Raw genomic sequence first — 25,239 nt, forward strand, 5'->3', positions numbered from 1 at the left:
TCCGCCTCACGATTCTGTCTCTGGGAGTCCGCTTCCGACGAGTACGACGGTTGCGACGAGTACGACGAGTGTGCCCTACTCGCCGATCTCGACCGGAGTGCCCGCGGTGCCCGGTGCCGCCGTCGGAGTCGCCTTCTTCTGGGTGATGTCCTGGAGGAGCTGGGCGAGGTCGACTCCTGTGGTGGAGGAGAGGAGTTCCATGCCCTGGGTGACGTTGTCGGTGACGGTACGGGTCAACCGGCTGGCCCCGTCGGTGGAGATGACGGTCAGCTTGTCGACCGCCGAGAGGGGCTCGGAGGCCTTGGCGACGACTTGCGGGAGGACCTCGACGAGCATCTGGAGGACGGCGGCGTCTCCGTACCGGGCGAAGGCGTCGGCCTTCTTCTGCATGGCTCCGGCCTCGGCGGAGCCCCGCGCGGCGATGGCCGCGGCCTCGCCCTCGATGCGCACGGCTTCGGCGAGGGGTCCTGCGGCGTTGGCCTGGGCGGCGGCCTCGTCGGTCTGGGCCTTGATCTCGGCCTGCTTGAGGCCGAAGACTCCGCCGCCGACCACGACCTTCTGGCCGCTGTTGTCGGTGAACACGCGCCCGGTGGCGGGATCGGTCGCCTGCTTGCCGCGCCGGCCCGTGATGATGAACGCCTCGCTGGGCCCGGCGACCTTGTGGCGGGTGATGACGGTGAGGCCGAGGAGCGCGACAGGAGCGCAGGGCCTCGCGTTCGTCACGGGTGAGCCTGCGGCCCCCCGCGCACACATCGGTGAGGATCTCGGCGTACCCCGCCAGGTACTCCTCGACCGGCTCCCTCTCCCTGTCCGTCTCCGTCACGGCCCCTCCCGCCCTGCCTGGCGCGCCTTGACGAGTTCTTGACGCGCGGGGACCAGGGGTGACACGCCGCGCGCCCGGACGAGGAACGGAGCGGGCCCCCTCCGACGCACGGAAGTGGTCCCCGATAGCGCGGGGAAAGTGGACCTCCACCGGGACCGCTCCGCTTCCTAACGTCGGGACCATGAACGCGAACTCCCTGCGCGGCGTCCTGCTCGTCACGCTCGCCTACGCCCTCGTCGGCGCCTCCTTCACGGCCAACAGCCTCCTCGGTGCCTATCCGTACGCGGGCGGGCAGGCGCTGCGGTACGCGGCGGCCTGTCTGCTCCTGCTCCCGCTCCTCGGCCGCGGCGGACTGGCCCCGCTCGGCCTCCTGACGCTCCGCCACTGGCTGCGGCTCGGCGCGGTCGCGGCCGTCGGCATGGTCGGCTTCAACCTCGCGGTGCTCGCCGCCGAACGGACCGCCGAACCGGCCGTCCCGGGTGTGCTGGTCGGCTGCGCCCCGATCGTCGTCGCCGTCCTCGTCCCGCTGACCGACGGCCGCAGGCCCGCCCCCGCCGTCCTCTACGGCGCGCTGCTCGTCGCCGCCGGCGCCTTCACCGTGCAGGGCTGGGGGCGGACGGACCTGGCCGGGATCGGCTGGTCGGTGGCGGCGCTCGCGGGCGAAGTGGGGTTCACCGTGCTCGCCGTACCGGTGCTGCGCCTGCTCGGACCGAAGCTGCTGACCGCCGCCGTGTGCGGGGTCGGCGCGGTCGAGGCGACGCTCCTCGGCCTCGCCGTCGACGGGGCGGGCTTCGTCCGGATGCCGACGGCGGTGGAGACGGGCGCCCTGGTCTGGCAGGCGGCCCTGGCCACCGTCGTCGGCTTCGTCCTCTTCTACATGGGCGTCCAGCGGATCGGCATGGAGCGGGCCACCCTCTACACCGGGGCGATCCCGGTCGCCGCCGCGCTCAGCGCCGCCGCCGTCGCGGGCGCCGCCTTCGGACTCCCGCAGGCGGCCGGCAGCCTCCTCGTGGGCGCCGGGGCCGCCCTGGGCACCGGCCTCTTCGGCCGCAGGCGGTCAGCGGCTGCCGTCCAGGAGGACGCGGGCGACGAGAGCCGGGTCGTCGTTCATGGGCACATGGCCGCAGCCGGGCAGCCGCACCAGCCGGGCGTCGGGCAGGGCGTGCTTGGCGCGGACGCCCTGGCGGCGCAGGAGAAGCCGGTCCCTGGTGCCCCAGGCGACGGTGACCGGGACGGCGGGCACGTCGTCGCGGAAGCGGGCGGCCCGGCCCGCGGCCAGCGTCTGGTGGAAGCCGGTGGCCCCACGCAGCGCGAGGGTCTCGGCGACGACCGCCTCGGGTGAACGGCGGCCGGGGCGCGCGTAGATGGTGCTGGTGAGCACGGTCCTACCGGCCGGGGTACGGGACAGCCGCTCGATCACCGGCACGGGCAGCGCCAGGGCCGCGCCCCGCATGGCCCGCAGCGTCCCGAAGGCGTACCGCCGCTCGGCCTCCGACCAGAAGCCGGCGGGGGAGAGGGCGGTCACCGAGCGGACCAGCTTCTCCCGGCCGAGCTCGATCGCGAGCAGCCCGCCCAGGGAGTTCCCCGCGACGTGCGGCCGGTCGAAGCCGACGGCCTCGCAGAAGGCGCCGAGCACCGGGACGACGCCGGCCAGGTCGTAGGGGCAGTCCTCGGGCAGACCGTCCGAGGCACCGAAGCCGGGGAGGTCGACGGCGATGACCTCGCGCTCGCCGGCGAGGATGTCGAGCACCGGCTCCCAGGCCTGCCAGTGGTGCCCGATGCCGTGGAGCAGCAGCAGCGGTTCCCCCGAGCCCCTCCGCTCGTACGTCAGGGACGTCGTACGGGGACCCGAAGGGGTCTCGATCGAGAACGCGATCCGTGCGGGCATGCCGGCTCCCTGCGGTTACTCAGATGACTCGTCAGCAAGAATTACCGTTCGGTAGCCAGGAGTTCAAGACCAGGGGCCGAAACTGGACAGAGCGGCGGTGGTCGGCTGGGATGGGCGGGTGCCCACCGATACCGAGCCCACGCCGACCGACACCCTCACCGACCTCTTCGAGGAACACCGCCGGATGCTCCTCGGTGTCGCCTACCGGATGCTCGGCCGCGCCGCCGACGCCGAGGACGTCGTCCAGGAGGCCTGGCTCCGCTGGACCGCCGAGGACCGCGGCGCCGTCCGCGAGCCGCGCGCCTTCCTCGTACGGATCACCACCAGGCTCGCCGTCGACCGGCTGCGGCAGGCCCAGGCTCGCCGCGAGGCCTACGTCGGGCCCTGGCTGCCGGAACCCGTCGTCACCGACTTCGGGCCGACCGCCCCCGACACCGCCGAGCGCGCCCTGCTCGCCGACTCCGTCTCCCTGGCGGTCCTCGTCGTCCTGGAGTCCCTCTCCCCCCTGGAGCGGGCCGTCTTCGTGCTGCGCGAGGCCTTCGGCTTCCCCTTCGCGGAGATCGCCACCGTGCTCGACCGGTCCGAGGCGGCCGTGCGCCAGCTCGCCGGCCGGGCCCGGCGCCACGTCGACGAGGGCAAGCCGCGCTACGACGTCGACCCGACCGAGCGTCGCGACCTCACCGAGCGCTTCCTCGCCGCCGCGGCCGGCGGCGACCTCGGCGAGCTCCTCTCCCTGCTCGCCCCGGACGCGCGCCTCGTCGGCGACAGCGGAGGCAAGTCCAAGGCCCCGCTGCGGATCATCGACACCGCCGACAAGGTCGGCCGCTTCCTCTGCGGCGTGGCGAAGGGGGCGGGGGACATCTACGACTACCGCTTCGCCGAGCTCAACGGCGCCCCCGCCGTCGTCGCCTTCGTGGACGGCAGGCCGGACTCGGTCTTCCAGGTCGAGGTGCGCGACGGCCGCGTCCAGTGCGTCTACATCATCCGCAACCCCGACAAGCTCCACGCCCTCGCCGGCCTCTGAGAACCACCGGGCCGGGATCACTCAGCGCCCGCCTCCGGCCCCGTCGCCGGCCCCACCTCCGGCCCCGTCTCCCGTCGCGGGAGGCGGGGCCGTTTGCTGCGCCGGGCACACGACGGCGCGAACGTCCTGTGAACGATCTAGGTCAGAGGGTCACATTCAGGGGCGTCTGACGGAGGATTGGTCTTGACCAAGGGGGTGGCTCGCCTTATGGTCGCAGAGTTAGTGCAGGAACCTTTAATAAACAAGGGCGCGGAAAAACGCCGCGGGACACGGCGAATTGCGGAGGATCAGGGTGGGGACCACGCAGCTGGAATCGGTACCGGAGCCGAAGTACCAGCACCTCAAGACAGTGATCGGCGAAGCGCTCGACTCGGACTTCGCCGTCGGAGAGATCCTGCCCAACGAGCGGGAGCTCGCGGCGCGCTTCGGCGTCGCCCGTGCCACGCTCCGCCAGGCCCTGGAGCAGCTGGAGCTGGAAGGCCGCCTCCAGCGCCGCCGCGGCGTCGGCACCACGGTCGCCCCGCCGCGCGTCGGTGTGGACGTCTCCACCGACCAGCACTCCTGGCCCGGCGTCGGCGACGAGACCTGGCAGCCCCAGGATTCCGTCTCGGACGTGGTCCCGGCCGCCGTCGCGCGCGTCCTGGAGACCGAGCCGGGCGAGCGCGTGCACATCGTCCGCCGTATCCGCGTCACCCAGGGCCAGTCGGTCGCCGCCGAGCTGCTGTACGTGCCCGCCGCCTCCGTGCCGGGCCTCAGCGCCATCGACGCCCCCGCCGGACCCGCCCGGGCCCGCACGGTGCTGCGCGAGCTCCAGCACCTCGCCCTCGACGGCCAGGACCGCTCCGTGGAGCTCGGTTCCGCCCGCGCCGACGACGCCAAGGAGCTCGACCGGCTGCCCGGCGCGCCCGTCCTCGTCGTGACGACCCGCTACCTCTCCGAGGGGCGCACCGCCGCCGTCTCGGTCGCCACCTACCGCGCCGACACCTGCCGCCTCACCTTCGGCGACTCGGTCGACCTGGTGATGGCCTCCTGACACCCGCGCTCCGCGCGCACCGGCCCGTCGAGGGACCGCCGATACCGGCGGTTCAGCGGCGGGCCGTCACCGTTCCGTCGACCGCGAAGAGCTGCTCCTCGACGTGGTCCAGGGCGAGGCGCAGCGCGCCCGTGCCCACGGCGGCCTCGCCCAGCAGCGAGAGCACCACGCGCGGCGGCCGCAGGCAGAAGCGCGCCAGCTCCTCGCGGAGCGGCGGGAGCACCCCGTCGAGCCCGGCGGCCCAGCCGCCGACGACCACCAGCTCGGGGTCGAGCGCGAGCACGAGTGCCGCCACGTCGTGCACGAGCCGCTGGATGAACCGGTCCACCGCGGCCTCCGCCCGCGCGTCGCCCTTCCGGGCCAGCGCGAAGACCTCGGCGACCGCCTGCTCGTCCAGCGGGTGCAGCGGCTCGTCGGTGGTGGACAGGAGATGCTCGGGGGTGACGCCGCGGCCGAGCAGGTGCAGGGCGCCGATCTCGCCGGCCGCTCCGCCGTAGCCGCGGTGCAGCCGGCCGCCGATCAGCGACCCGGCGCCCGGGCTCAGCCCGGCGAGCACGAAGACGATGTCGTCGGAGTCGGTCGCGGCACCCTTCCAGTGCTCGGCGACCGCCGCCGCGTTCGCGTCGTTCTCGACGATCACCGGGCACTTGAAGGAGCGGCGCAGCCGCTCGCCGAGCGCGAGTCCCGTCCAGCCGGGCAGCGCCGTACCGAGGCGCACCGTGCCGTCGGCCTCCACGATGCCGGGTGTGCCGACGCCGACGGCCCGCAGATTGGACCGGGCGACCCCGGCCCTGCGCAGGACGTCCGCGACGACCGCGCGCACCTTGTCCAGGCGCTCGTCCTCGGGGGCCGTCTCCGCGACCTCGCGGGACCCGGCGCCGATGATCCCGCCGTCCAGACCGGAGAGCAGCGCGGCCACGCGGTGCGGGCCGATCTCGATGCCGAGGAGATGACCGGCCTCCGCACGGAAGCGGAACCTCCGGGCCGGACGCCCCTGGCGCCGGGCCTCGCCCTCCTCGGGCGCGGACTCGACGACGAGCCCGCCCTCCATGAGTCCCTCGACGACACCTTCGACCGTCGGCCGGGACAGACCCGTGATCCGGGTCAGGTCCGTGAGCGTGGGCGCGTCGGCGCCCCGCAGAGCATGGAGTACCACCGCGGAGTTGATCCGCCGCAGCAGAGACGGATCCCCGCCGGTCAGCCGCCCCACAGTGTGTCCTCCCAGCTCGTGCACCTCTTCGGCGGATGGTACTCAATGGGCCCCGGCGCGGCGAGTGCCGCCCCCGTGCCGCGCGGCCCGGGGACCCCGCGGGCCGGCCTGACGCGCCGCCAACTGTCAGTGCCGGCCGCTTTACTGGCCCCATGACCACGGCACGCCACCTGGCGACGATCGACGAGTTCCGCGCGCGCCTCACGGGCGGCTCCGGCGACGGTCCGGACTCCCACCCGGCCTCTCACCCGGACTTCCACCTGGCGGAGCTCGCGACGAGCGAGGACTTCTGGGAGGACGACGGAACCCGCCGGGCGCTCGCCGAGGAGCAGTACGAAGCGGAGCGGGACGGCCTCGCCGCCCTGCTCACCGCCCGCTGGGGCCCGCCGGTGGAGCTCGACCTCTGGCCGGTCCTGGAGCGGAGCCTGGCCGGCGAGTCCTTACCGGAGCCCTGGTCCACACTCGGCGCCCACACCCCGGAGCTGCGTCTCTGGCGCGACAGCGACCTGTGGGTCGGCCTCGGGATCTCCCAGTGGGACAAGGAGCTGCCGCTCACTCTCCTCGCCCTGGTGACCACGGCGGACCCTCCTCAGGCGTAGGCGACCGCCGAGTCGACGAACCGGCGGAAGCTGCCGTGCGCGTCGGAGCCGCCGAGGTGGCTGCCGCCGGTTCCGGCCGCGAAGAGGAACGGGTCGACGTTGTACCGCTTGTTCCGGACGCCCGTGAAGCCCATGATCACCGGATGCTGGTGCGCCACGTCCCGGGACCCGGCCCGGGAGCGGTAGAAGGACCAGGAAAGCCCCGGGGCCCGCGCGATGATCGTCTCGCCGATCTGGAGCCCCAGGTCGTAGGCGACCGCGATCCACAGCGGCCGGGGGCGCGGGGCGCGCTCGGGATCGGCCTCGACCTCGGCGAGGTACCACCGCTCCAGGGCGTCCACCGCCTCGGCGTCCGTGCCCAGCCGCAGCCCGTTCGCCTCGACCAGGGCGGCCAGTACCGAGAGCCGTTCGTCCTTGGTCGCCATCCGGTGCTCGTACTCCCGGCGCGCGGCCACCGGGGACATGTCCTCCATCGGACCGTCCTCGACCGGCTGGAACGGCCGGTAGTCGCCCCACTCCACGGGCGCTCCCTTCACGAACCGGGCGCCCGCGCGGCCTCCCGGAGCCTGGCGTACTCCTCGGCCATCGTCGCCGCCGTCCAATGGGCGTTGAGGCCGCTCGGATTGGGCAGCGCCCACATCCGGGTGGAACCGATCATGCGCTCCTGCGGCCTGATGACCGCCTTCGGCTCGCCGAAGGCGGTCCGGTACGCGGTGACCCCGACGACCGCGAGCCACCGCGGCGCGAGCGACTCCACCTTGCCGACGAGCAGCCGGCCGCCCTCGCGGTACTCCTCCCGGCTCAGTTCGTCGGCCCGCGCCGTCGCCCGCGCCACGACGTTCGTGATCCCGAGCCCGTACGACAGGAGCTCCTCCTGCTCGTCCGGCCGCAGCTGCCTCGGGGTGAAGCCCGAGAGGTGGAGCACCGGCCAGAACCGGTTGCCCGGCCGGGCGAAGTGGTGTCCCGTCGCCGCCGTCATGAGACCCGGGTTGATCCCGCAGAGGAGTACGGAAAGGCCGCTCGCGGCCACGTCGGGAACGACGCGGTCGCGAGCGGCCTCCAGCTCCGCCTTGGTGAACCGGGGGGTTCCGGTCAGAGGATCGCGCCGGGGGTGTAGGCCGCGGCCTCCGGGTGCTGCTTGAGGATCTCCTCGATACGGGAGACCACGACCGCGACCTGGTCGGCTGCGGCGCCCGTGAAGGACAGCTTGTCGGCCATCAGCTCGTCGAGCTGCGCACGGTCCAGCGGGATCCGGTCGTCGGCCGCCAGCTTGTCGAGCAGCTCGTTCTGCACGGTGCCCTGCTCGCGCATGGCGAGGGCGGAGGCGACGGCGTTCTCCTTGATGGCCTCGTGGGCGACCTCGCGGCCGACCCCGGCGCGCACGGCGCCCATGAGGACCTTGGTGGTCGCCAGGAAGGGCAGGTAGCGGTCGAGCTCGCGGGCGACGACGGCCGGGAAGGCGCCGAACTCGTCGAGCACGGTCAGGAAGGTCTCCAGGAGGCCGTCCAGCGCGAAGAAGGCGTCCGGCAGGGCGACGCGGCGGACCACGGAGCAGGACACGTCGCCCTCGTTCCACTGGTCGCCGGCCAGCTCGCCGGTCATCGACGCGTAGCCGCGCAGGATGACCATCAGGCCGTTGACGCGCTCGCAGGAGCGGGTGTTCATCTTGTGCGGCATCGCCGAGGAGCCGACCTGGCCGGGCTTGAAGCCCTCCGTGACCAGCTCGTGGCCCGCCATCAGACGGATCGTCTTGGCGATCGACGACGGCGCCGCGGCCAGCTGCACCAGCGAGGTGACCACGTCGTAGTCGAGCGAGCGCGGGTAGACCTGGCCGACCGAGGTGAAGGCGTGGGCGAAGCCGAGGTGACCGGCGATCCGCTGCTCCAGGTCCGCCAGCTTGCCCGCGTCGCCGCCGAGCAGGTCCAGCATGTCCTGCGCGGTGCCGACCGGGCCCTTGATGCCGCGCAGCGGGTAGCGGCCGAGGAGCTCCTCGAGGCGGGCGTACGCCACGAGCAGCTCGTCCGCGGCGGTCGCGAAACGCTTGCCGAGGGTGGTCGCCTGGGCGGCGACGTTGTGCGAGCGGCCCGCCATGACCAGCTCCGCGTACTCGGCGGAGAGCTTGCCGAGGCGGCCGAGGACGGCGACCGTACGGTCCCGCATCAGCTCCAGGGAGAGGCGGATCTGGAGCTGCTCGACGTTCTCGGTGAGGTCGCGCGAGGTCATGCCCTTGTGGACGTGCTCGTGGCCGGCGAGGGCGTTGAACTCCTCGATCCGGGCCTTCACGTCGTGCCGGGTGATCTTCTCGCGCTCGGCGATGGAACCGAGGTCGACCTGGTCGAGAACGCGCTCGTAGTCGGCGAGGGCGGCGTCCGGAACCTCGATCCCGAGGTCCTTCTGCGCTCGCAGCACGGCGAGCCACAGCTGGCGCTCCAGCTTCACCTTCTGCTCGGGGGACCAGAGGACGGCGAGCTCCGCGGAGGCGTAGCGGCCGGCCAGAACGTTGGGGATGCGGGGCTTCGCAGTCACAGCAGTCACGTGGAGAGAGTCTACTGGCGGTTTGTGCAGGCCAGCGCCACGGTCCGATCTGGAGCTTGCTACGAGACGCGGGTCACGGAAGTGACCCGCCGTCCGCTCACGGACCGGCCGGGAACTCGTAGGGCAGCAGCTCGGGGCGCTTGGGCGCGCGGCCGTCGCCGGATGGCAGTGCGGCCAAGCCCAAAGCCCCCGAAGGCAAGGAGTTGTGGAGCGGTGTCGACGGTCGCGTATTCCGGCTCTGTCGAAGATCTTGTGATGTCACACCGCCGAGCCGGGCAGTCTTGGGTGTCCGGTTCAGGAGCAATGTCGGTCCACACGGAGAAGATCCCGCAGCGGCCCACGGCAGTTCGGGCTCACACGCCCATACCTGCTTGTCAGCGCAACCTCACGCCGGAACCTGGCACGGAACTCCTCGTCCTCGGCCTGAGCCGGATGGACGACCTTCACCGCCAGACGGTTGCCGCTGGAGTCCAGGGCGGCGTGGAGCTGGACTCCGGTGAGCCGCCACTGGGCCGCGCCCGTCGGCCCGGCGGGGGCCGCAGGCGGGTCGCCGACCTGGACCCCGGCCCGCGGGACGCGCTGCTGGCCCTGGCCGAACCCGACGTGCGCGGCGATCCGATGTCGCCGCTGCGGTGGACCACCAAGTCCACCCGCCATCTCGCCGCGGAGCCGACCCGCCAGGGCCATCCATCCGCCGCTGGTGGCACGGAACCGGGCAGCCCGCCCCCCATGCCCGGCGGCTGCTGATCACCGCCGACGCAGGCGGCTCGAACGTTGCCGGACCCGGGCCTGGAAGGCCGAGATCGCCGCTCTGGCCTTGGAGGCCGGCGTGGAGATCACCGTGTGTCACTTCTCTCCAGGCACGCAATGCCGGCGTGGGTCGCGCATGAGGAGCAACGCAGTTCCTGACACCTTTCGCGTCTGTGGATTGCGCCGTACCTGAAGGGGCCCGGCCGCGCGAGAAGCGCGGCCGGGCCCGTTCCAGTCGTTCAGCAGGTGTAGCCGTCGCCGTCCTTGTCAAGGCGCAGTGGGTCGCTGCCGTTGACCTTCATGCGCTTCGGGTACTGGTGGGAGGCCAGCCAGTCGCAGCGGGCCTTCGTCGTCTCCTTCACCTCGGCCGGGAAGCGGGTCGGCACGCACACGTTGACCGTGCCGTAGTGGCGGTCGCAGCCCGCCACGCTGGGCGCCACCGGGACGGAGTCCCGCCTGGTCGGGTTCTGCTTCGGGGCCGCCAGCTCGTTCGCGAAGGTGTGCTCGTGCGCGGACGGTGCCTCGGCGGTGGCCGCGAGGGCGGACGGGCCGCCCAGGTGGACCCACTGCGCGATGGACGGGACGCCGTTCGCGTCGACCGCGAAGAGCATGTACCAGCCGGGCGGGGCCAGATTCGGGTTGCTGGTGATGTTGAGGTCGATGGTGGTGCCGTCGACCACCGTCATCGGCAGGTCCACGAACCGCTGGTTGGGATCCGAGGAGTGCGTGACCGCCGCCGGACGGATCAGCTCCGCCTTGGCGACCGCCCGGTTCACGGTGATCCGCTGCGTGTCCCCGTACACCCACTCCTTGTCTATCACCGAGGTGATCTGCGGGCGGGCGCCCTTGAAGAGGTACGGCGGGGTGTAGATCGACACGTTGTGGTTGTACGTGCCGTTGCCCGGGTTGTCGCCGACGGACATGACCCGGCCGTCCGGCAGCAGGAACGACCCGGAGTGGTAGGTGCGCGGGATCGGGTCGGTGGCCAGGCCCGGCTGGTAGGTGTTGGTCGTCGGGTCGAAGAACGAGGCCTCGTAGACCGGGTCGGCCCGGTCGTGCAGCCCGCCGCCCGTCTCCAGCACCTTGCCGTCCGGGAGCAGCACCGCGGACACGAACATCTTGCCCTCGGCGCCGGTCTGCGGCCGCTTTCCCTGCCCCTGGTCGACCAGGCCCTGCGGGAGGTCGGGGCCGGCCGTGTAGGCGGGGCTCGGCTGCTTCAGGTCGATGATGTCGGTGAGCCGGTTCGCGGCCGGGTTGCGCTCGTTGTTGCCGCCGCCGATGGTCAGGACCCGCTGGTCCTGCGCGGGCGGCAGCAGCACGCTCGCCGACTCGTCGCGCTCGTCCTTGTTCCGCAGGCCGGGCACGTCGGTGATGGTGTTGGCGTCGTAGTCGTAGACGGAGGCTCCGGTGCCGGGGGTGCCGTTGCCGAAGGTGTGGCTGCCCGAGTAGAAGAGCCGCCCGTCCTGCATGAGGATCATCGACGGGTACAGGCCCCAGTAGGACCAGGTCTGGTTGACCTCGTTCATCGGCAGCCACTTGTTCTGCGCCGCCGAGAACTTCTCCGCCGTCACGTTGCCGGTGGAGTCCTCCTTCAGACCGCCGAAGGAGATCACGTCACCGTTGCCGAGGATGGTGGCGGACGGGTACCAGTGGCCGCCGTTCATGTCGTTGGTCTTCGTGTACGTCTCGGTCGCCGGGTCGAAGGTGTACGAGTCCTTCAGCCCCTGGTAGCCGATCTTGCCGTCTGCGGACGGATATCCCTTGTTGCCGCTCATCACCAGCACCCGGCCGTCGGACAGCTGCACGTGGCCCGAGCAGAACATGTCCACCGGCGTCGGGATCGTCTTGACCGTCCCGTTCACCGGGTCGTAGACGGCCGAGGTGAAGGTGCCCGCGTTGAACTGGGCGATGTCGTTGCCCGAGCCGGCGATGAGCAGCACCTTGCCGTTCCTGAGGACGACGGCGTGCATCGAGCGCACCGGGTTCTTGGTCGCCATCACCTCCCACTTGCCCTTGGCGCACTCCTCCGCCGTGCCCGAGCAGGTCGGCTGCGGCGGGACCGCGCCCACCTCCTCCAGCGCGTAGTCGTCGGTGGTGAGCGTGCCCACCCCGTAGACCGACAGGCCCCACGCGATCTTGTCGGTGTTCGGCGGGACGGCCGGCGTACGGACCTCCGTACGCGCCCACGCGGCGCTGACAGGGGGATTCTGCAGGTCGGTCCAGTACTGCCAGCCCGCCGTCGTGTCGTGGCGGAACACGGTCACCGACACGTCCGGGGTGTTCGACTTGTACCAGGCCGACAGGTCGTACTGCTTGCCCGGTACGACCGTCGGCGCGCAGGTGCTGTTCTCGGTGACCAGGGCCTTGCGGTCGCCGGACATGCGCCGGGTGAGCGAGACCCGCATCGCCTTGGTGCCGGAGTGCGCGTCGGCGACGGTGGCGAAGGTGAAGTCGTTGTCGCCCCAGCCGGATTCGGACCAGCAGGACGGCATGTCGGAGCCGGGCGCGCCGGCTGTCTCGAAACCGGGATTGGAGAGCAGATTGGGCGCTCCGGCCGTGGCCTGCTGCGGTGCGGTGAGCAGCAGGGCCGCGGTCATCGCCCCGGCGGCCGCCAGGACGGTCCGCCGCCCTGCCCTCCGCCGGATCTTCAGACGCATGGAAAGTTCCTTTCTGTGCGGCTCAACTCCTGGCGTGACGTTCAGACTTGGCCGACTTAGCCGACTTGGCCGACTTGCGCGGCAGGTAGACGAGGGCCTCCGTCGCCGCGAAACGCAGCACGAAGGTGGTGACCAGAGCGAGGGCGGTGGCGGGCAGCACGGTCATTCCGAACTTCGCGACGAACACCGCGATCAGCGGGATCCGCAGGAGCAGATCGGCGTTGGCGAGCAGCACGAACCGGCCCACCCTGTCCGCCCAGTGCCGGTGTCGGCGGCGGTCGCGGAAGAGCAGGACCTCGATGAGGGCGAAGTTCCACAGCACCCCGGCCTGATTGGCGAGGATCTCGGCTGGGAGGTAGTGCATGCCGGCGTGCGTCAACAGCCACAGCGCGGCCAGGTTCGGTACGAAACCGGTGAGCCCGATCAGCCCGAAGCCGATCATCCGGGCCAGCGGGGTCGCGGAGCGCAGCGAGGCCAGGTGGGCCAGGAAGCGCACGCCTTCGCGGGCGGTGGACTTGGACTCGCCCGAGTAGCGGTCCTGGAAGACGAACGGCACCTCGGCGACCTTGCCGGGGCGGCAGCGCACCGTCAGTTCCAGCAGGATCTTGTAGCCCAGCGGCCGCAGGGCCTCCGCGGTGACCACCGAGCGGCGCATCGCGAAGAAGCCGCTCATCGGGTCGCTGATGCCGCGCAGGGCGCGCGGGAAGAGGCCTTTGGTCAGCCAGGTCGCGCTCCGGGAGACGGCGATCCGGTAGCTTCCGGCGAGCCCGGCCCGGCTGCCGCCGCTGATGTAGCGGGAGGCCACGACGAGGTCGGCGCCGGTGCGCTCGCCCTCGCCGACGAGTTCGGGCACCAGGTGCGGCGGGTGCTGGAGGTCGGCGTCCATGACGACGATCCAGTCGGTGTCCGCCCGCCTGATCCCCTCGACGACGGCGCCGCCGAGGCCTCCGTCGGCCACCTCGCGGTGCAGGACGGACACCCGGAAGGGGTGGGCGGCGGCGGCCTTCTCGATGGCGGCCGGGGTGTCGTCCGTGGAGTCGTCCACGAACAGCACCTCACAGGGCAGGTGCGCGGGGAGCGCGTCACCGAGCCGGCGCAGCAGCTCGGCCACGTTCCCCGACTCGTCGAAGGTCGGGATGATGAGGGTGACGCTGCCGGGCAGGGCCCTCGGAGCGGAGAGTTCCGCTTCGACCGGGGCACGGAGGGACCGCAGGTCCTCGGTCATGGTCGATCAGCTCCCGGTCGGGCGGTCGGCGGAGTCGGCGGAGTCGGCGGGGCTTGCGGAGTCGGCTGGGCCGGCGGGGTCGGTGGCTTCGGCGCGATCGGTGCGGCGGATCTCGATGCGGTCCTCGCCCTCGCCGAAGACGGCCACGACGGTCGAGTGCTCCAGCGCGGCCTTCACGTTCGGCAGGTCCCGCGCGTCGCGGCGCACGGTCGGCGAGGAGACCACGTAGTCGATGTCCCGCCAGCCCCGCGGCAGGGTCTTGGTGACGGCGGGGTCGAGGTCGGCCTTGTAGAACCAGATGGCTCCGAGCCCCGGCTCGAAGCCGTGGTGCACGGCGTCCAGCCAGAGCGCGTCGTCGAGCAGCACCCTCGTGTGCTCGGGGTCGACCACGTCGCTGCCGAGCCAGGCCGCGGCCTGCCGGTAGGGGGCGTTCGCGTCGACGGTGAGCGCGGTGCGGTTGCCGTCGTACCAGCGCGGCAGTACGTACACCGCGGCGCAGCCGGCCAGCACCCCGACCAACGCCCAGCGCGCCCAGAGCAGTTGCCGCCGCTCCCCTGGGGCCTTGAGGCGCCGGAGCGCGGCGTGCGTGACGCTGGCCGCGCCCCCGGCGAGGACCAGCGCGAGGAAGGGGAGCGCCTGGATCACGTACATGGCCGGGAGGTAGCCGGTGGGCCGCATGGCGACGAGGGCCAGGATGACGCAGGCCAGCGCGGGCCCGGCGAGCGCGCGGGCGGTGACCGACCACCCGATGGTGACGAGCAGCAGCGCGGCCCCGGCCAGCCCGCCGAGCGGCAGGACGGTGTCGTAGTAGAGCCAGGAGCGGAAGACTCCGTTCGAGCCGGTGCCCGGAGTGAGGATGAAGCCGGAGCCCGGGCGGCTCATCTGGTAAGTGATGCCGTCGATGAGGGAGACGTGGCCTGCGCCGGGCAGCAGCTCGCTGTTGAGGAGGGCGAACAGCGGGTACGACAGGCCGATCAGCGCGCAGGCGGTGATGGCCCCGGTGACGGCGAACTTGCGGGTGTCGCGGTGGCTGTGGCGCCACATCGTCACCAGCAGCGCCGGCAGCACCACCAGCATCGTCTCCTTGGTCAGCACGGCGGTGGCGGCCGCGAGCCCGGAGCCGAAGTGGTGCCACAGGTGCCGGCTGGGGGACGCGGCCAGGCAGAAGGCCAGCAGAATCCACATCACGGCGATGTTGTCGAGGAAGATCTCGCGCTGGAGCACGACGGAGAGCGGTGAGAGCCCGAAGAGGGCCATCGCGAGCCCGGACGCCCAGCGCGGCAGCCACAGCCTGCGGGCGAGCACGTAGATCAGTACGGAACTGGCGGCGGACACCGCCAGCATCGAGAACCGCATCGGCGCGACGGTCATCCAGTCGGGCACGAAGAGGGACGGCAGGTACGTCAGCCCCGCGAGCTGGATCCAGCCGAGCGGCGGATGGTCGTACCAGTATGTGTAGTGCGCGAGCCCGTCACCCTGCTGGACGGCCCAGGCCTGGGCGAGGTAGGTGCCCTCGTCGTCGCTCAGGGTCGGGAAGTCGGTGATGTTCCAGCCCTGCACGAGGACGATGACCAGCAGCAGGGCCCCGCACAGCAGCAGATCGGGGCGCGAGGAACGGAAGCGTACGAGCGGCCGGACCGGGACGCTGCGCTGCGCCGGGCGGGAGGCGGAGGGGGCCGTCGCGGTGGCCTCGGCCAGGGCCGTGGACGTCACGCCGGGCTGGGGATCAGCGGCCGTGGGCAGGGTGGCGGTCACTGGTTGCTGTCCTCTCGGGTCGCGAGGGAAACGGCCGGCGGGGAGGCCGAGGCGGCGGGCGCGGAGGTGGTCGAGGCGGAGGCGGCGGGCGCGGACGAGGCGGGCGCGACCGATACGGCGGGCGCGGACGAGGTCGAGGCGGAGGCGATGGGCGCCCCGCTCCTGCCGCTCCCGGTGCTCTCGCCGCGCTGGGCAGGCACGGTGCCGGCGCCCCGCACCGCGACCGCCCCCGCGAGATGCGCGCCGGTGTGGCTGGTCAGTTCCCACTCGTTGCGGCCCCGGTGCTCGCGCCAGACCGCGCGGATCGCCGCGCCCGCGAGCATCACCTGGTAGAACGGGCCGCCGACCACCAACTTCACGTAGTGGATGAACCGCACGCGCAGCCCGTACTGGCGGCCGAAGTCGTGCAGCCCGACGATCTCGAAGACGAAGGTCACCATCGCCGCGAGCATCGGCAGGAAGGTGATGATCGCGATCCCGACCGGCACGTCGAGGAAGACCGCCACGGCGAAGTTGACCGGGATGATCACCCCGGACGCGGCCTGCAGGAAGGGGGTCATCAGCGTGTAGCGGGCCAGCCAGCGCTGACCGCGGCCCGGCAGCTGCCGCCAGTCCTTCTTGCGGTACACCTGGAGGAAGCCCTGGTTCCAGCGGGTGCGCTGCTTGAGCAGGCTCATCAGCGAGCCGGGCGTCTCCTCGCGGGTCACCATGTCGGAGTCGTACGCGACGACCACCTTCTTGCCGACGGACGACAGCCGCACGCCCAGGTCACAGTCCTCGGCGAGGCAGTTCTGGTCCCAGCCGCCGGCCTCGCGCAGCACGTCGGTGCGCACGAAGACGGTGTTGCCGCCGAGCGGGATGAAGCCCTTCTCGGCGTGCAGGTGCAGCCGGGAGCGGAACCAGAAGAAGTACTCCAGGCAGTTGCGCAGGCTGTACCAGCTGGAGTGGAAGTTGATCAACTGGACCCCGCCCTGGACCACGTCGGCGCCGGTGGAGCGGAAGGCGTGGTCGACGTGGGCGAGCAGCTCGGGGTGAACCTGGTCCTCGGCGTCGAAGACCCCCACGATGTCGCCCCGGCAGTACGGAAGGGCGGTGTTGAGGGCCTTGGGCTTGTTCTTGGTCTCGTGGTGGTCGACGACGACCCGCACCCGGTCGGGCGCGCGGCCCGCGGCGCGTTCGGCGACCGCCGCCGTTTCCGGATCGTCGTGCCCGACGATCACGATGATCTCGTAATCGGCGTGGCTCGACTCCAGCAGCCGATCGATGGTGTGCTCCAGGACCGCCTGCTCGTGGCGGGCCGGCAGCAGTAGGGAAAAGGCCAGGCGGCCGCCCCCGTCGGGGCGGTCGAAGCGGGTCGAGGCGAGCACCTCGGGAGTCCGCCACGCGTGCATCTGCCACCAGAGCGTGAACGCGGCGATCCCGAATAGTGCGAGCGAAATGAGCGTAATGAACACAGACGTGTACACAGCGTCCCCCCCAAGGCGTGCCGCCACCCCGAGTGGCAGTCGTCAAACCCCCGGAAGCCCCCGGCGGGCCCCCCGGCCCGCCGTCACCGGCTTCCGCTTCCCCCTCGTGCGCACACCCCGGTGCGCGGTCGCAGTGACTTTCCGGCCACTCTCCGGCAACCCTCGAAGACACGAGACTAGGCAGCGAACATGACACTCAGGTGCTGTATGGATAAAAAAGGGGTTTCCGAACTCCAGCACCGCTAAGCGGAATTGACGGCACTCCGGGTGCTTCAGGGATGAACCGTACCCAACTGCTCGCCCAGCTCGACCGGATCTGCCGTAGGCCGCGCGCAGACGAAATGTGGACACACATACGCCGTCGGATGGTCGTGTACGAGTGTGCGCTCGGCCGGCAGGGGGAACTCGCCTCCGCTGCCGTCCGCCGCCCGCGGCAGCCCGACCGCCACCACCGCCCCGGGCGCCGTCCCCAGCAGCGCCGTGCGGTGCAGCGCCGCCCGGTCCGGGTCCTCCGGATGGCAGGCGACCGCCACCTCGCGCGGGCCGTCGAGCAGCGCCTCGGCGACCGCCGGCCCGTGCCCGATGAACCGCGGCGCCCGCGGCCCGAGCGCGTGCACCACCGCGAGCGCCCGCTCGGCCGCCGTACGGTGGGTCTCCGACTCGGTGTGGGCGGCGTACGAGAGCAGCGCGCCCGCGGCGGCGGTCCAGCCGGACGGAGCCGCGGTGTCGTACAGCGAGCCGTCCTCGGCGGTGAACCGGTCCAGGACCAGGTCCACGAGGAAGCCGGCGAACTCCAGCCGCACTTCCTCTCCGGTGGCGGACGCCGGGGCCAGGAACCCCTCGGCGACATCGCCGTAGTCCTCCAGCACCCCCGCATCGGCCCCGGCCTGCCCGTCCTCGCTGGTCCGTGCCAGCCGCGCCTTCCCGTTCACGTGCACCCGCACCAGCAGATCGGCGGCCTCGGTGGCCCGCTCGACGAGGTCGGGCCGATCGACGTACGCCCCTGCACTCGGCGAGCGCCGCGATGGCCGGCCCGTTCCACGCGGCGACGACCTTGTCGTCCCGCCCGGGCGCGGGCCCCCGCGGGCACGGCCTCACGGTTCTTCGGCGTGTACGCGCATGCGGACGAGGCGGCGATCCGGCGTGCCCGCAGGCCGGCCGCTATGAAGAGCCTCTTCCTGGTGCTCATGGGGCAGAGCGGGGATCGGGGTCTTCCCGGCGGCACGCCGAACTGGGGACCTGTAGGCCGGGCGGCACTTGATCGTGTTCTGAAGGGTGTTCGAGGAGGCTCCGGGTCAGGGCTCCAGCTGCAGCCAGTCCGTCACAGGGCCGGGGTTTTCGTGGTCCGCGGGGGTGACCCAGAAGGCTTTGCCCAGCTCAGCGCTAAAGTGGGCGCCCGTCCGGCCGTCCCCGGAGGAGCGGCCGGTCAGCCGCCGTCCGATCCACGGCCCCAGGTGCTCCTTGGCGAAGCGGGCGTCCGCGATCCGCCGGCTCGCCCAGGTGGGACGCCCGGCCGGGGGCAGCGGAGTGCGCCAGTCCTCCTCGGGCGGGAGGCCCAGCGCCTGCCACACGGCCTCGGCCACCCGCCGGTGCCCGTCGGCGGTCAGATGGAGCCGGTCCACGTCCCACATCCGGGGATCGCCGAGTGCCGGCGCCGCGTACAGGTCGACGACGAGGGCGCCGTGCCGGGCGGCGAGCTCGTCGAGATGGGCGAAGAGCTCTTCCATGCGGGGGCGGAAGCGCTCCATCACCGGGCCCTCGCGGCCGGGGCTGCGCATCAGGACCAGCCGCTCGCAGGAGGGTGTGAGGCGTTCCACTGCCTCGGTGAGCAGGTCCCGCACCCGGACCATGTCGACCTTGGGCCGGAGGGTGTCGTTGAGGCCGCCGACCAGGGTCACCACATCGGCCTTCATGCCTGCGGCCAGGTCGACTTGCTCGTCGACGATCTGGCCGATGAGCTTTCCGCGCACGGCGAGGTTCGCGTAGCGGAAGTCGGGCGTACGGGCGGCGAGCCGGCCCGCGAGGACGTCGGCCCAGCCCCGGTACGAGCCGTCGGCCCTCAGGTCCGACATACCCTCGGTGAAGCTGTCGCCGAGGGCGACGAGACTGGTGTAGGTGGCATTGATCTCCATGGCGGAGAGATCATACCGCGCGGTATGCGCGGGATGCCGTGGAGGACCCGGAGGGGGAGACCCGATGAGCGACGCGCTCCTGAGCACACTGGCGGAGGCCCTGGCCGAGCTGGTGACGGCCGTCGGGACGAGCGACGACGAGGTCCTGGACCCCGGCACGGCGGTGAAGTGGCTGGAGGGCACCGCGGCCACGCTCGCCGCACTTCCGGCGGCCGACCGCCGCGCCCTCGACGGGCACGTCCGCGCGGCGGCCCTGCGCCACCCGGAAGGACCCCGGCGGGACGAGCTGCTCAGGGTCTCCGAAGGCTTCGGCCTCGCCGAGGGCACGCGCGGGGCCGCCCCCGCCGCCTCGACCGCCGCCGGCCACGCCGCCGCCTGCGAGGCCCTCGCCCGGCAGGCCCGCCGCTTCGTCGCCACCGTCCGGGACGCCGACCCCGCCACCCCCGTGCCCACCTGCCCCGGCTGGACCCTCGCCGAGCTGACCCGGCACCTCGGCACCGTCCACCGCTGGGCCGAGCACCTCGTCCGTACGGGGGCCACCGCCCGCGTCCCCGCCCGGGACGTCCCGCTCGGCCTGCCGAGGGACCACGCCGCGTACCCCGACTGGTTCGCCGCCGGCGCCGAGGCCCTCGTCACGACCCTGCGCGCCGCCGACCCGGACACCCCGCTCTGGTCCCCGGGACCCGAGCCGCGCGCCGGCTACTACCCGCGCCACGTGCTCTTCGAGGCCGTCGTGCACCTCGCCGACGCCGAGATCGCCCTCGCCGGGGCCGCGGAACCGATCCACCCCGGCACGGCCGCCGAGGGCATCGAGCACCACCTCGCCACCCTCCTGTACGTCCCGAGGACCGCCGAGCGGATCGCCCACCTCGACCGCGACGGCGAGCTGCTCCGGTTCACGGCCCGCGACACCGGGACCGTCTGGACGCTCACCTTCGGCGGGGGCGGCTTCACCCGGCGGCGCGCAAGCGCGGCGTCCGACGCCCGTACGGAACCGACCGCGGGCGTCACCGGCGACAGCGGCGACCTGCTACTCCTCCTGCACCGCCGGTACACCGCCGACGACCCGCGCTTCGCCCGCACCGGGGACCGCGCCCTGCTCGACGCCTGGCTGACCGCCACCGCGCTCTGACACGCCGGAGGGGCCCCGGGAAGAAACTCCCGGGGCCCCTCCGCTTCAGGGCGTCACGGCGCCGCCGGGCGCCCCACCAGTTCGCGCAGCACGTCCTCCATCGTCACGAGACCGGCCGGCTTGCCGTCCTCGTCGAGGACCGCCGCCAGATGCGTACGGCTCCGGCGCATCGCGGTCAGGACGTCGTCCAGCGGCGTGGCCGCCCGGACCCGGGCGATCGGCCGCAGCGCCGTCACCGGGAACGGCAGGTCGCGCGGGGAGACGTCCAGGGCGTCCTTGACGTGCAGATAGCCGAGGATCCTGCGCTCCGAGTCGACCACCGGGAAACGCGAGTAGCCCGTCGACGCCGACAGCGCCTCCAGCTCCTCGGGAGTGGTGCCGACCTGTGCGTACACGACCTTCTCCGCGGGCATCACGACGTCCCGCACCGGGCGGCGGCCCAGCTCGAGGGCGTCGTGCAGCCGCTCGGCCGCCCGGTCGTCCAGGAGCCCGGCATGACCCGCGTCGGTGACCATGCGGGCCAGCTCGTCGTCCGAGAACGTCGCCGCGACCTCGTCCTTGACCTCCACCCGCAACAGCTTGAGCAGCGCGTTGGCGAAGGCGTTGATCGTGAAGATCACCGGCCGCAGCGCCCGCGCGAGCGTCACCAGGGGAGGGCCGAGGATCAGCGCGGTGCGCGTCGGCTCGGCGAGCGCGATGTTCTTCGGGACCATCTCGCCGAGCAGCATGTGCAGGTACGTGGCCAGGCTCAGCGCGATCACGAACGAGATGGGGTGCACCAGGCCGTGCGGCACGCCCACCGCGTCGAAGACCGGCTCCAGGAGATGCGCGATGGCCGGCTCGGCGACGATGCCGAGGACCAGGGTGCAGAGCGTGATGCCGAGCTGCGCCGCCGCGAGCAGCGCGGAGACGTGCTCCAGGCCCCAGATGACGCTGCGCGCCCGCCGGTTCCCGGCCTCGGCCAGCGGCTCGACCTGACTGCGGCGGACCGAGATCAGGGCGAACTCGGCGCCGACGAAGAACGCGTTGACGACCAGGGTCAGCAGACCGATCAACAGCTGGATGACGATCATCGGCCGGCCTCCCCGGTCTCGTCGGAGTCGTGGGGGGCGCCGTGCGCGGGGGCGTGCAGCAGCACGCGCGCCGCGCGCCGCCCGGAGGCGTCCACGACGTCCAGCCGCCAGCCCGCCAGCTCCACGGTGTCGCCGACGGCCGGGATGCGTCCCAGCTCGTTGGCGACGACACCCGCGAGCGTCTCGTACGGGCCGTCCGGCACCCGGAGGCCGATAGCCCCCACCTGGTCCGTACGGGCGGCGCCGTCGGCGGACCACAGCTCGCGGCCGTCCGCGTCCTCGCCCGCCCGTGCCAGGTCGGGCGTCTCGTGCGGGTCGTGCTCGTCGCGGACCTCGCCGACGACCTCCTCGACGATGTCCTCCAGGGTCACGACCCCGGCCGTGCCGCCGTACTCGTCGATGACGACGGCCATCGTCTGCTTGCCGGAGAGCCGGTCGAGGAGCCGGTCCACGGTCAGGGTCTCCGGGACGAGCAGCGGCTCGCGCACCATCTCGCCGATCCGGCGGCGCGCCCGCTCGCCGGCCGGTATGGCCAGCACGTCCTTGATGTGCGCGATGCCGACGACCGAGTCGAGGCTGCCCCGGTAGACGGGGAAGCGGGAGAGCCCGGTCGCGCGGGTCGCGTTCGCCACGTCCTCGGCGGTGGCCTGCACCTCCAGGGCGGTGACCTGGACGCGGGGCGTCATCACGTTCTCGGCGGTCAGCTCGGCCAGGTTGAGCGTACGGACGAACAGCTCGGCCGTGTCCGCCTCCAGCGCGCCCTCCTTCGCGGAGTGCCGGGCGAGCGCCACGAGCTCCTGCGGGGAGCGCGCGGAGGCCAGCTCCTCGGTCGGCTCCATGCCGAGCCGGCGCAGGATCCGGTTCGCGGTGTTGTTGAGGTGGCTGATCAGCGGCTTGAAGGCGGCCGTGAACACCCGCTGCGGGGTCGCCACCACCTTCGCGATCGCGAGGGGTGAGGAGATCGCCCAGTTCTTCGGGACCAGCTCGCCGACGACCATCAGGACGACGGTCGACAGGGCGGTGCCGATGACGAGGGCGACCGAGGAGGCCACCGTGGGCGAGAGGCCGAGGGCCTCGACCGGGCCCTTGATCAGCTTGGCGACCGAGGGCTCGGCGAGCATGCCGACGACCAGGTTGGTGACGGTGATGCCGAGCTGGGCGCCGGAGAGCTGGAAGGTCAGCGACCGGACGGCCTTGAGGGCGCTCGCCGCGCCGCGCTCGCCGCGCTCGGCGGCGGCTTCGAGCTCGCCGCGCTCGACGGTCGTGAGCGAGAACTCGGCCGCGACGAAGGCGCCGCACGCGAGCGAGAGCAGGAGCGCCAGCACGAGCAGAAGCACTTCGGTCATCGGTTCACCTCCGTCCCATGATCAGCCAGAGGGGAGAGGATCGCTCGATGTCGGAACGTGGAACCAGTGCTACTGGGAGGCTCGCCCATGGGCGGACGCTCACACCTTTCGGTCGTCGGGATGAAGGACCATGGTAAAGGACGGGCAAAGCGGCGTCATGATCAGCCGTCGGTGAGCCTGGCCCGCCCGCCGCCGACCAGCCTGCGACGGGCTTCCTCCGCCCGCCGTGGATCAGCTCCGGAGAGGCTTCACCCACCGGCGCCAATGATCCTGGCGCTCGTACCCGGCGGCCGTCCAGAGCAGCCTGCCCGTCTCGTTCGCCTCCAGGACCATCGCGTCCACCCGTCGCCCGCCGAGCGCGGCGAACCGCTCGTCGGCCGCGCGCAGCAGCGCGGTGGAGATGCCGCGGCGACGGTGGGAGGGCAGCACGGCGAGCCGGTAGAGGGAGGCGCGCCAGCCGTCCCAGCCGGCGATCACGGAGCCCACGATCACCCCGTCGGCGACCGCGAGGATGAGCGCGTCCGGATCGCGCTCGACGAGCCGGGTCACCCCGAGCACGTCGTCCGAGACGGACGTCCCCTCGGCGGACTCCTTCCAGAAGGCCAGGACGGCGTCGGCCTCGTCGGGCCGGGCGGAACGAATCTGCGGATCAGTCATGGCCGGATCCCACCACGCGGATCGGAGCCCGTGCCACGGAGTTCCGGCGGGTGGGACACGCCGCTCACCGCCGGGCCGCGCCCAGTACGCACGGGGAGCTCGGCAGGCGCGGCCCGCGCTCCGGGAGGTCGAAGGAGCGGTACGGGCCGAGGGTGAAACCCGCCACCCCGATCTCCCCGATCGCGTCCCGCGAGGTGTGGCAGCCGCCGAAGAGCAGCGGCCAGACCGTGCGGTCCAGTCCCCGCTGTACGCGCGCGAGCCCGGGCGTCCCCGCCGCCACGTGCTCGAAGAAGCGGAGCTCACCGCCGGGCCGCACGACGCGCCGCACCTCCGCGAGAGCCCGCGGGACGCTCCGTACCGTGCAGAGCACGAGCGAGGCCACGGCCGCGTCGAAGACCCCGTCCTCCGCAGGCAGCGCCTCCGCCGTGCCCGGCCGGACGGTCACCGGCACGGGCGCTCGCCGTGCGGCCTCCTCGGCGAGCCGGCGCAGCCGGGGTTCCGGTTCGACGGCCACGACCTCCGTGACACCGGCCGGGTAGTGGGCGAAGTTCAGCCCGTTCCCCGCCCCGATCTCGACGACCCGGCCGGTGAGCCCGGAGAGCAGCTCCTCGCGCAGGGCGGCGAGCCCGCCGCGCGTCTCGGCCGACACGCTGACGCGGGCGTAGAAGCGCGCGAAGAGCGGGTGGTGGACCCGAGGACCCGGGGGAAGCGGAGGGGACGGCGGGGTCATCGGGCGCCCCTCACCCGGTCACGAAGCAGAACTCGTTGCCCTCCGGGTCCCGCATGACCTGGAAGGAGCCCTGCTCGTCCGCCACGAGTCCGCCGACACGGACCGCGCCGGCGGGCCCCGCCTCGGTGGCGGCCCGGTCCGGGTCCGCCACCTCCAGGTCGAGATGGACGCGGTTCTTCACCGACTTGCCCTCCGGCACACGCTGGAAGGCGAGCCGGACGAACTCCGGCGGGTCGACGTACGACCAGTCGCCGGAGCGGTCGACCGGATCACCGCCCAGCAGGCCCGCCCAGAAACGGACGAGGGCAGCCGGATCGGCACAGTCGAAGACGATCTCCTGAACGCGAGCACGCATGCGCCCAGAGTACGGAGTCCGCCCAGGATCGGCCCCCGAAGTCGGTCCGGATGCCGGCGGCGGGCTACGCCCGGAATCCGGCGGCAGGCCACGTCCGGATGCCGACGGCGGGCTAGGCCCGGAACTCCGCCGCGAACTGTGCCCCGAACGCCTCCGCGTCCCACGTCCCGCCGAGCACCGGCGCCAGCCAGTCGGCCGCCGCCGCGCGGAACTCCGCCGGGCCGAGCGAGCCCGAACCCTCCGGTACGGCCCCGAGCAGGGGCGCGCCCGCCGACTGCGGCAGGTCCGCCAGGTTGCAGCGGGCCGCCAGGTCCGGCGCGGCCGGCCAGCTGCCGACCACGACGCCGAGCTGCTCGATGCCGCGGGCCGCCAGTGCCTCTGCCGTCAGGGCCGTCGAGTTGAGCGTCCCGAGACCGGCAGGCACCACGCACAGGACGGGGGCGCCCACCAGCGCCGCCGCGTCGGCGAGCGTGCCGCCCTCCTCGTCGAAGCGGACGAGCAGCCCGCCCGCCCCCTCCACGAGCACCAGATCGTGCGAGGCGGCCAGCGCGGAAGCCGCCTCGGCCACCTGCCGGGGCCCGACCGGGGCGAGTCCGGCCCGCTTCGCGGCCGTGCCCGGAGCCAGCGGCTCCGGGAAGCGCCCCAGCTCGACCGAGGCCGCGGCGCCGGACAGCCGGACGACCTCGTCCGCGTCGCCCGTCTCGTCCGGCCCGACCCCGGTCTGCGCCGGCTTCAGGACCGCGACCGACCGGCCGGCGGCCGTGGCCAGGGCGGCCACCGCCGCGGTCACGACCGTCTTGCCGATCTCCGTCCCCGTACCGGAGACCACGACGATTCCCACCGCTGTCC

At 72.8% G+C, this 25,239-nt stretch carries 20 protein-coding genes and 5 pseudogenes; 7 read left to right on the forward strand and 18 right to left on the reverse strand.

The features are described 5' to 3' along the window. Positions 1 to 75 precede the first annotated feature (75 nt). Positions 76 to 723: a flotillin domain-containing protein gene (locus DEJ46_RS34050; protein WP_223835319.1), complete on the reverse strand. Its 648-nt coding sequence runs from the start codon at positions 721 to 723 to the stop codon at positions 76 to 78. Positions 724 to 1,004: 281 nt separating this feature from the next. Between DEJ46_RS34050 and DEJ46_RS40990 the strand changes: the two are divergent. Beyond that, positions 1,005 to 1,409, forward strand: a pseudogene (locus DEJ46_RS40990) (EamA family transporter); the annotation flags it as partial. A gap of 471 nt (positions 1,410 to 1,880) precedes the next feature. On the opposite strand, the gene DEJ46_RS34060 reads toward DEJ46_RS40990, so the two are convergent. After that, positions 1,881 to 2,711, reverse strand: a complete 831-nt coding sequence (locus DEJ46_RS34060) for an alpha/beta fold hydrolase (protein ID WP_150272522.1) — start codon at positions 2,709 to 2,711, stop codon at positions 1,881 to 1,883. 118 nt (positions 2,712 to 2,829) lie between these two features. On the opposite strand from DEJ46_RS34060, the gene sigJ reads away from it, so the two are divergent. Both sigJ and DEJ46_RS34070 read left to right on the forward strand, forming a co-directional pair. Then, positions 2,830 to 3,735 carry an RNA polymerase sigma factor SigJ gene (gene sigJ, locus DEJ46_RS34065; RefSeq protein ID WP_223835320.1) on the forward strand — a complete coding sequence of 302 codons (906 nt, stop codon included), beginning with the start codon at positions 2,830 to 2,832 and terminating at the stop codon, positions 3,733 to 3,735. A gap of 292 nt (positions 3,736 to 4,027) precedes the next feature. Further along, positions 4,028 to 4,768, forward strand: a complete 741-nt coding sequence (locus DEJ46_RS34070; RefSeq protein WP_150272526.1) for a GntR family transcriptional regulator — start codon at positions 4,028 to 4,030, stop codon at positions 4,766 to 4,768. 52 nt (positions 4,769 to 4,820) lie between these two features. Here DEJ46_RS34070 and DEJ46_RS34075 read toward each other — a convergent pair whose 3' ends face one another. Next, the gene (locus DEJ46_RS34075) at positions 4,821 to 5,978 is read right to left on the reverse strand and encodes an ROK family transcriptional regulator (protein ID WP_150272528.1); all 1,158 of its coding nucleotides are present in this window, start codon (positions 5,976 to 5,978) and stop codon (positions 4,821 to 4,823) included. Positions 5,979 to 6,130: 152 nt separating this feature from the next. On the opposite strand from DEJ46_RS34075, the gene DEJ46_RS34080 reads away from it, so the two are divergent. After that, positions 6,131 to 6,577: a hypothetical protein gene (locus DEJ46_RS34080; RefSeq protein ID WP_150272530.1), complete on the forward strand. Its 447-nt coding sequence runs from the start codon at positions 6,131 to 6,133 to the stop codon at positions 6,575 to 6,577. On the opposite strand, the gene DEJ46_RS34085 is transcribed toward DEJ46_RS34080, so the two are convergent. The 3 genes from DEJ46_RS34085 to purB all read right to left on the reverse strand — a co-directional run bounded on the left by DEJ46_RS34085 (position 6,568) and on the right by purB (position 9,112). Then, on the reverse strand, positions 6,568 to 7,098 hold the full coding sequence (locus DEJ46_RS34085) for a hypothetical protein (RefSeq protein ID WP_150272532.1): 531 nt from the start codon (positions 7,096 to 7,098) through the stop codon (positions 6,568 to 6,570). The genes DEJ46_RS34080 and DEJ46_RS34085 overlap by 10 nt on opposite strands. 11 nt (positions 7,099 to 7,109) lie before the next feature. Further along, complete coding sequence (gene mug / locus DEJ46_RS34090; RefSeq protein ID WP_150272533.1) at positions 7,110 to 7,607, reverse strand: G/U mismatch-specific DNA glycosylase; 498 nt, start codon at positions 7,605 to 7,607, stop codon at positions 7,110 to 7,112. A gap of 62 nt (positions 7,608 to 7,669) precedes the next feature. Next, on the reverse strand, positions 7,670 to 9,112 hold the full coding sequence (gene purB, locus DEJ46_RS34095) for an adenylosuccinate lyase (RefSeq protein WP_150272535.1): 1,443 nt from the start codon (positions 9,110 to 9,112) through the stop codon (positions 7,670 to 7,672). Positions 9,113 to 9,475: 363 nt separating this feature from the next. On the opposite strand from purB, the pseudogene DEJ46_RS34100 reads away from it, so the two are divergent. Beyond that, positions 9,476 to 9,977, forward strand: a pseudogene (locus tag DEJ46_RS34100) (ISAzo13-like element transposase-related protein); the annotation flags it as partial. A gap of 124 nt (positions 9,978 to 10,101) precedes the next feature. On the opposite strand, the gene DEJ46_RS34105 reads toward DEJ46_RS34100, so the two are convergent. The 5 genes and pseudogenes from DEJ46_RS34105 to DEJ46_RS34125 form a co-directional block, all read right to left on the reverse strand. Further along, positions 10,102 to 12,519, reverse strand: a complete 2,418-nt coding sequence (locus tag DEJ46_RS34105) for a galactose oxidase-like domain-containing protein (RefSeq protein ID WP_223835321.1) — start codon at positions 12,517 to 12,519, stop codon at positions 10,102 to 10,104. Between the two features lie 22 nt (positions 12,520 to 12,541). After that, positions 12,542 to 13,744, reverse strand: coding sequence for a glycosyltransferase (locus tag DEJ46_RS34110; protein WP_150272537.1), 1,203 nt, complete (start codon positions 13,742 to 13,744; stop codon positions 12,542 to 12,544). Positions 13,745 to 13,750: 6 nt separating this feature from the next. Further along, entirely contained in the window at positions 13,751 to 15,457 is a 1,707-nt protein-coding gene (locus DEJ46_RS34115; RefSeq protein WP_223835528.1) for an ArnT family glycosyltransferase, read from the reverse strand. Between the two features lie 272 nt (positions 15,458 to 15,729). Next, a pseudogene (locus DEJ46_RS34120) lies at positions 15,730 to 16,965 on the reverse strand (glycosyltransferase); the annotation flags it as partial. 272 nt (positions 16,966 to 17,237) lie between these two features. Then, positions 17,238 to 18,084 (reverse strand): annotated as a pseudogene (locus DEJ46_RS34125) (hypothetical protein); the annotation flags it as partial. Here DEJ46_RS34125 and DEJ46_RS40220 point away from each other — a divergent pair. After that, positions 18,045 to 18,245 (forward strand): annotated as a pseudogene (locus tag DEJ46_RS40220) (aminoglycoside phosphotransferase); the annotation flags it as partial. The pseudogenes DEJ46_RS34125 and DEJ46_RS40220 sit on opposite strands and share 40 nt — an antisense overlap. Before the next feature lie 15 nt (positions 18,246 to 18,260). On the opposite strand, the gene DEJ46_RS34135 reads toward DEJ46_RS40220, so the two are convergent. Then, complete coding sequence (locus tag DEJ46_RS34135; protein ID WP_150272539.1) at positions 18,261 to 19,097, reverse strand: SGNH/GDSL hydrolase family protein; 837 nt, start codon at positions 19,095 to 19,097, stop codon at positions 18,261 to 18,263. A 64-nt stretch (positions 19,098 to 19,161) separates the two neighbouring features. On the opposite strand from DEJ46_RS34135, the gene DEJ46_RS34140 reads away from it, so the two are divergent. After that, the gene (locus tag DEJ46_RS34140; protein WP_150272541.1) at positions 19,162 to 20,229 is read left to right on the forward strand and encodes a maleylpyruvate isomerase N-terminal domain-containing protein; all 1,068 of its coding nucleotides are present in this window, start codon (positions 19,162 to 19,164) and stop codon (positions 20,227 to 20,229) included. Positions 20,230 to 20,282: 53 nt separating this feature from the next. Here the strand turns inward: DEJ46_RS34140 and DEJ46_RS34145 are convergent, their stop codons facing one another. From DEJ46_RS34145 to bioD, 6 genes are all read right to left on the reverse strand, one after another. Then, complete coding sequence (locus DEJ46_RS34145; RefSeq protein ID WP_150272542.1) at positions 20,283 to 21,302, reverse strand: hemolysin family protein; 1,020 nt, start codon at positions 21,300 to 21,302, stop codon at positions 20,283 to 20,285. Next, positions 21,299 to 22,648, reverse strand: a complete 1,350-nt coding sequence (locus DEJ46_RS34150; RefSeq protein WP_150272544.1) for a hemolysin family protein — start codon at positions 22,646 to 22,648, stop codon at positions 21,299 to 21,301. The genes DEJ46_RS34145 and DEJ46_RS34150 overlap by 4 nt, the downstream gene beginning before the upstream one ends. A 231-nt stretch (positions 22,649 to 22,879) precedes the next feature. Further along, entirely contained in the window at positions 22,880 to 23,305 is a 426-nt protein-coding gene (locus DEJ46_RS34155) for a GNAT family N-acetyltransferase (RefSeq protein ID WP_150272546.1), read from the reverse strand. A gap of 64 nt (positions 23,306 to 23,369) precedes the next feature. Further along, the gene (locus tag DEJ46_RS34160; protein ID WP_150272547.1) at positions 23,370 to 24,035 is read right to left on the reverse strand and encodes a class I SAM-dependent methyltransferase; all 666 of its coding nucleotides are present in this window, start codon (positions 24,033 to 24,035) and stop codon (positions 23,370 to 23,372) included. 10 nt (positions 24,036 to 24,045) lie between these two features. Further along, entirely contained in the window at positions 24,046 to 24,390 is a 345-nt protein-coding gene (locus DEJ46_RS34165) for a VOC family protein (protein WP_150272549.1), read from the reverse strand. A gap of 112 nt (positions 24,391 to 24,502) precedes the next feature. Then, on the reverse strand, positions 24,503 to 25,231 hold the full coding sequence (bioD, locus tag DEJ46_RS34170) for a dethiobiotin synthase (RefSeq protein ID WP_150272551.1): 729 nt from the start codon (positions 25,229 to 25,231) through the stop codon (positions 24,503 to 24,505). Positions 25,232 to 25,239: the final 8 nt, after the last annotated feature.

The organism is Streptomyces venezuelae, from assembly GCF_008642375.1.
GTDB classification, from domain to species: Bacteria; Actinomycetota; Actinomycetes; order Streptomycetales; family Streptomycetaceae; genus Streptomyces; species Streptomyces venezuelae_G.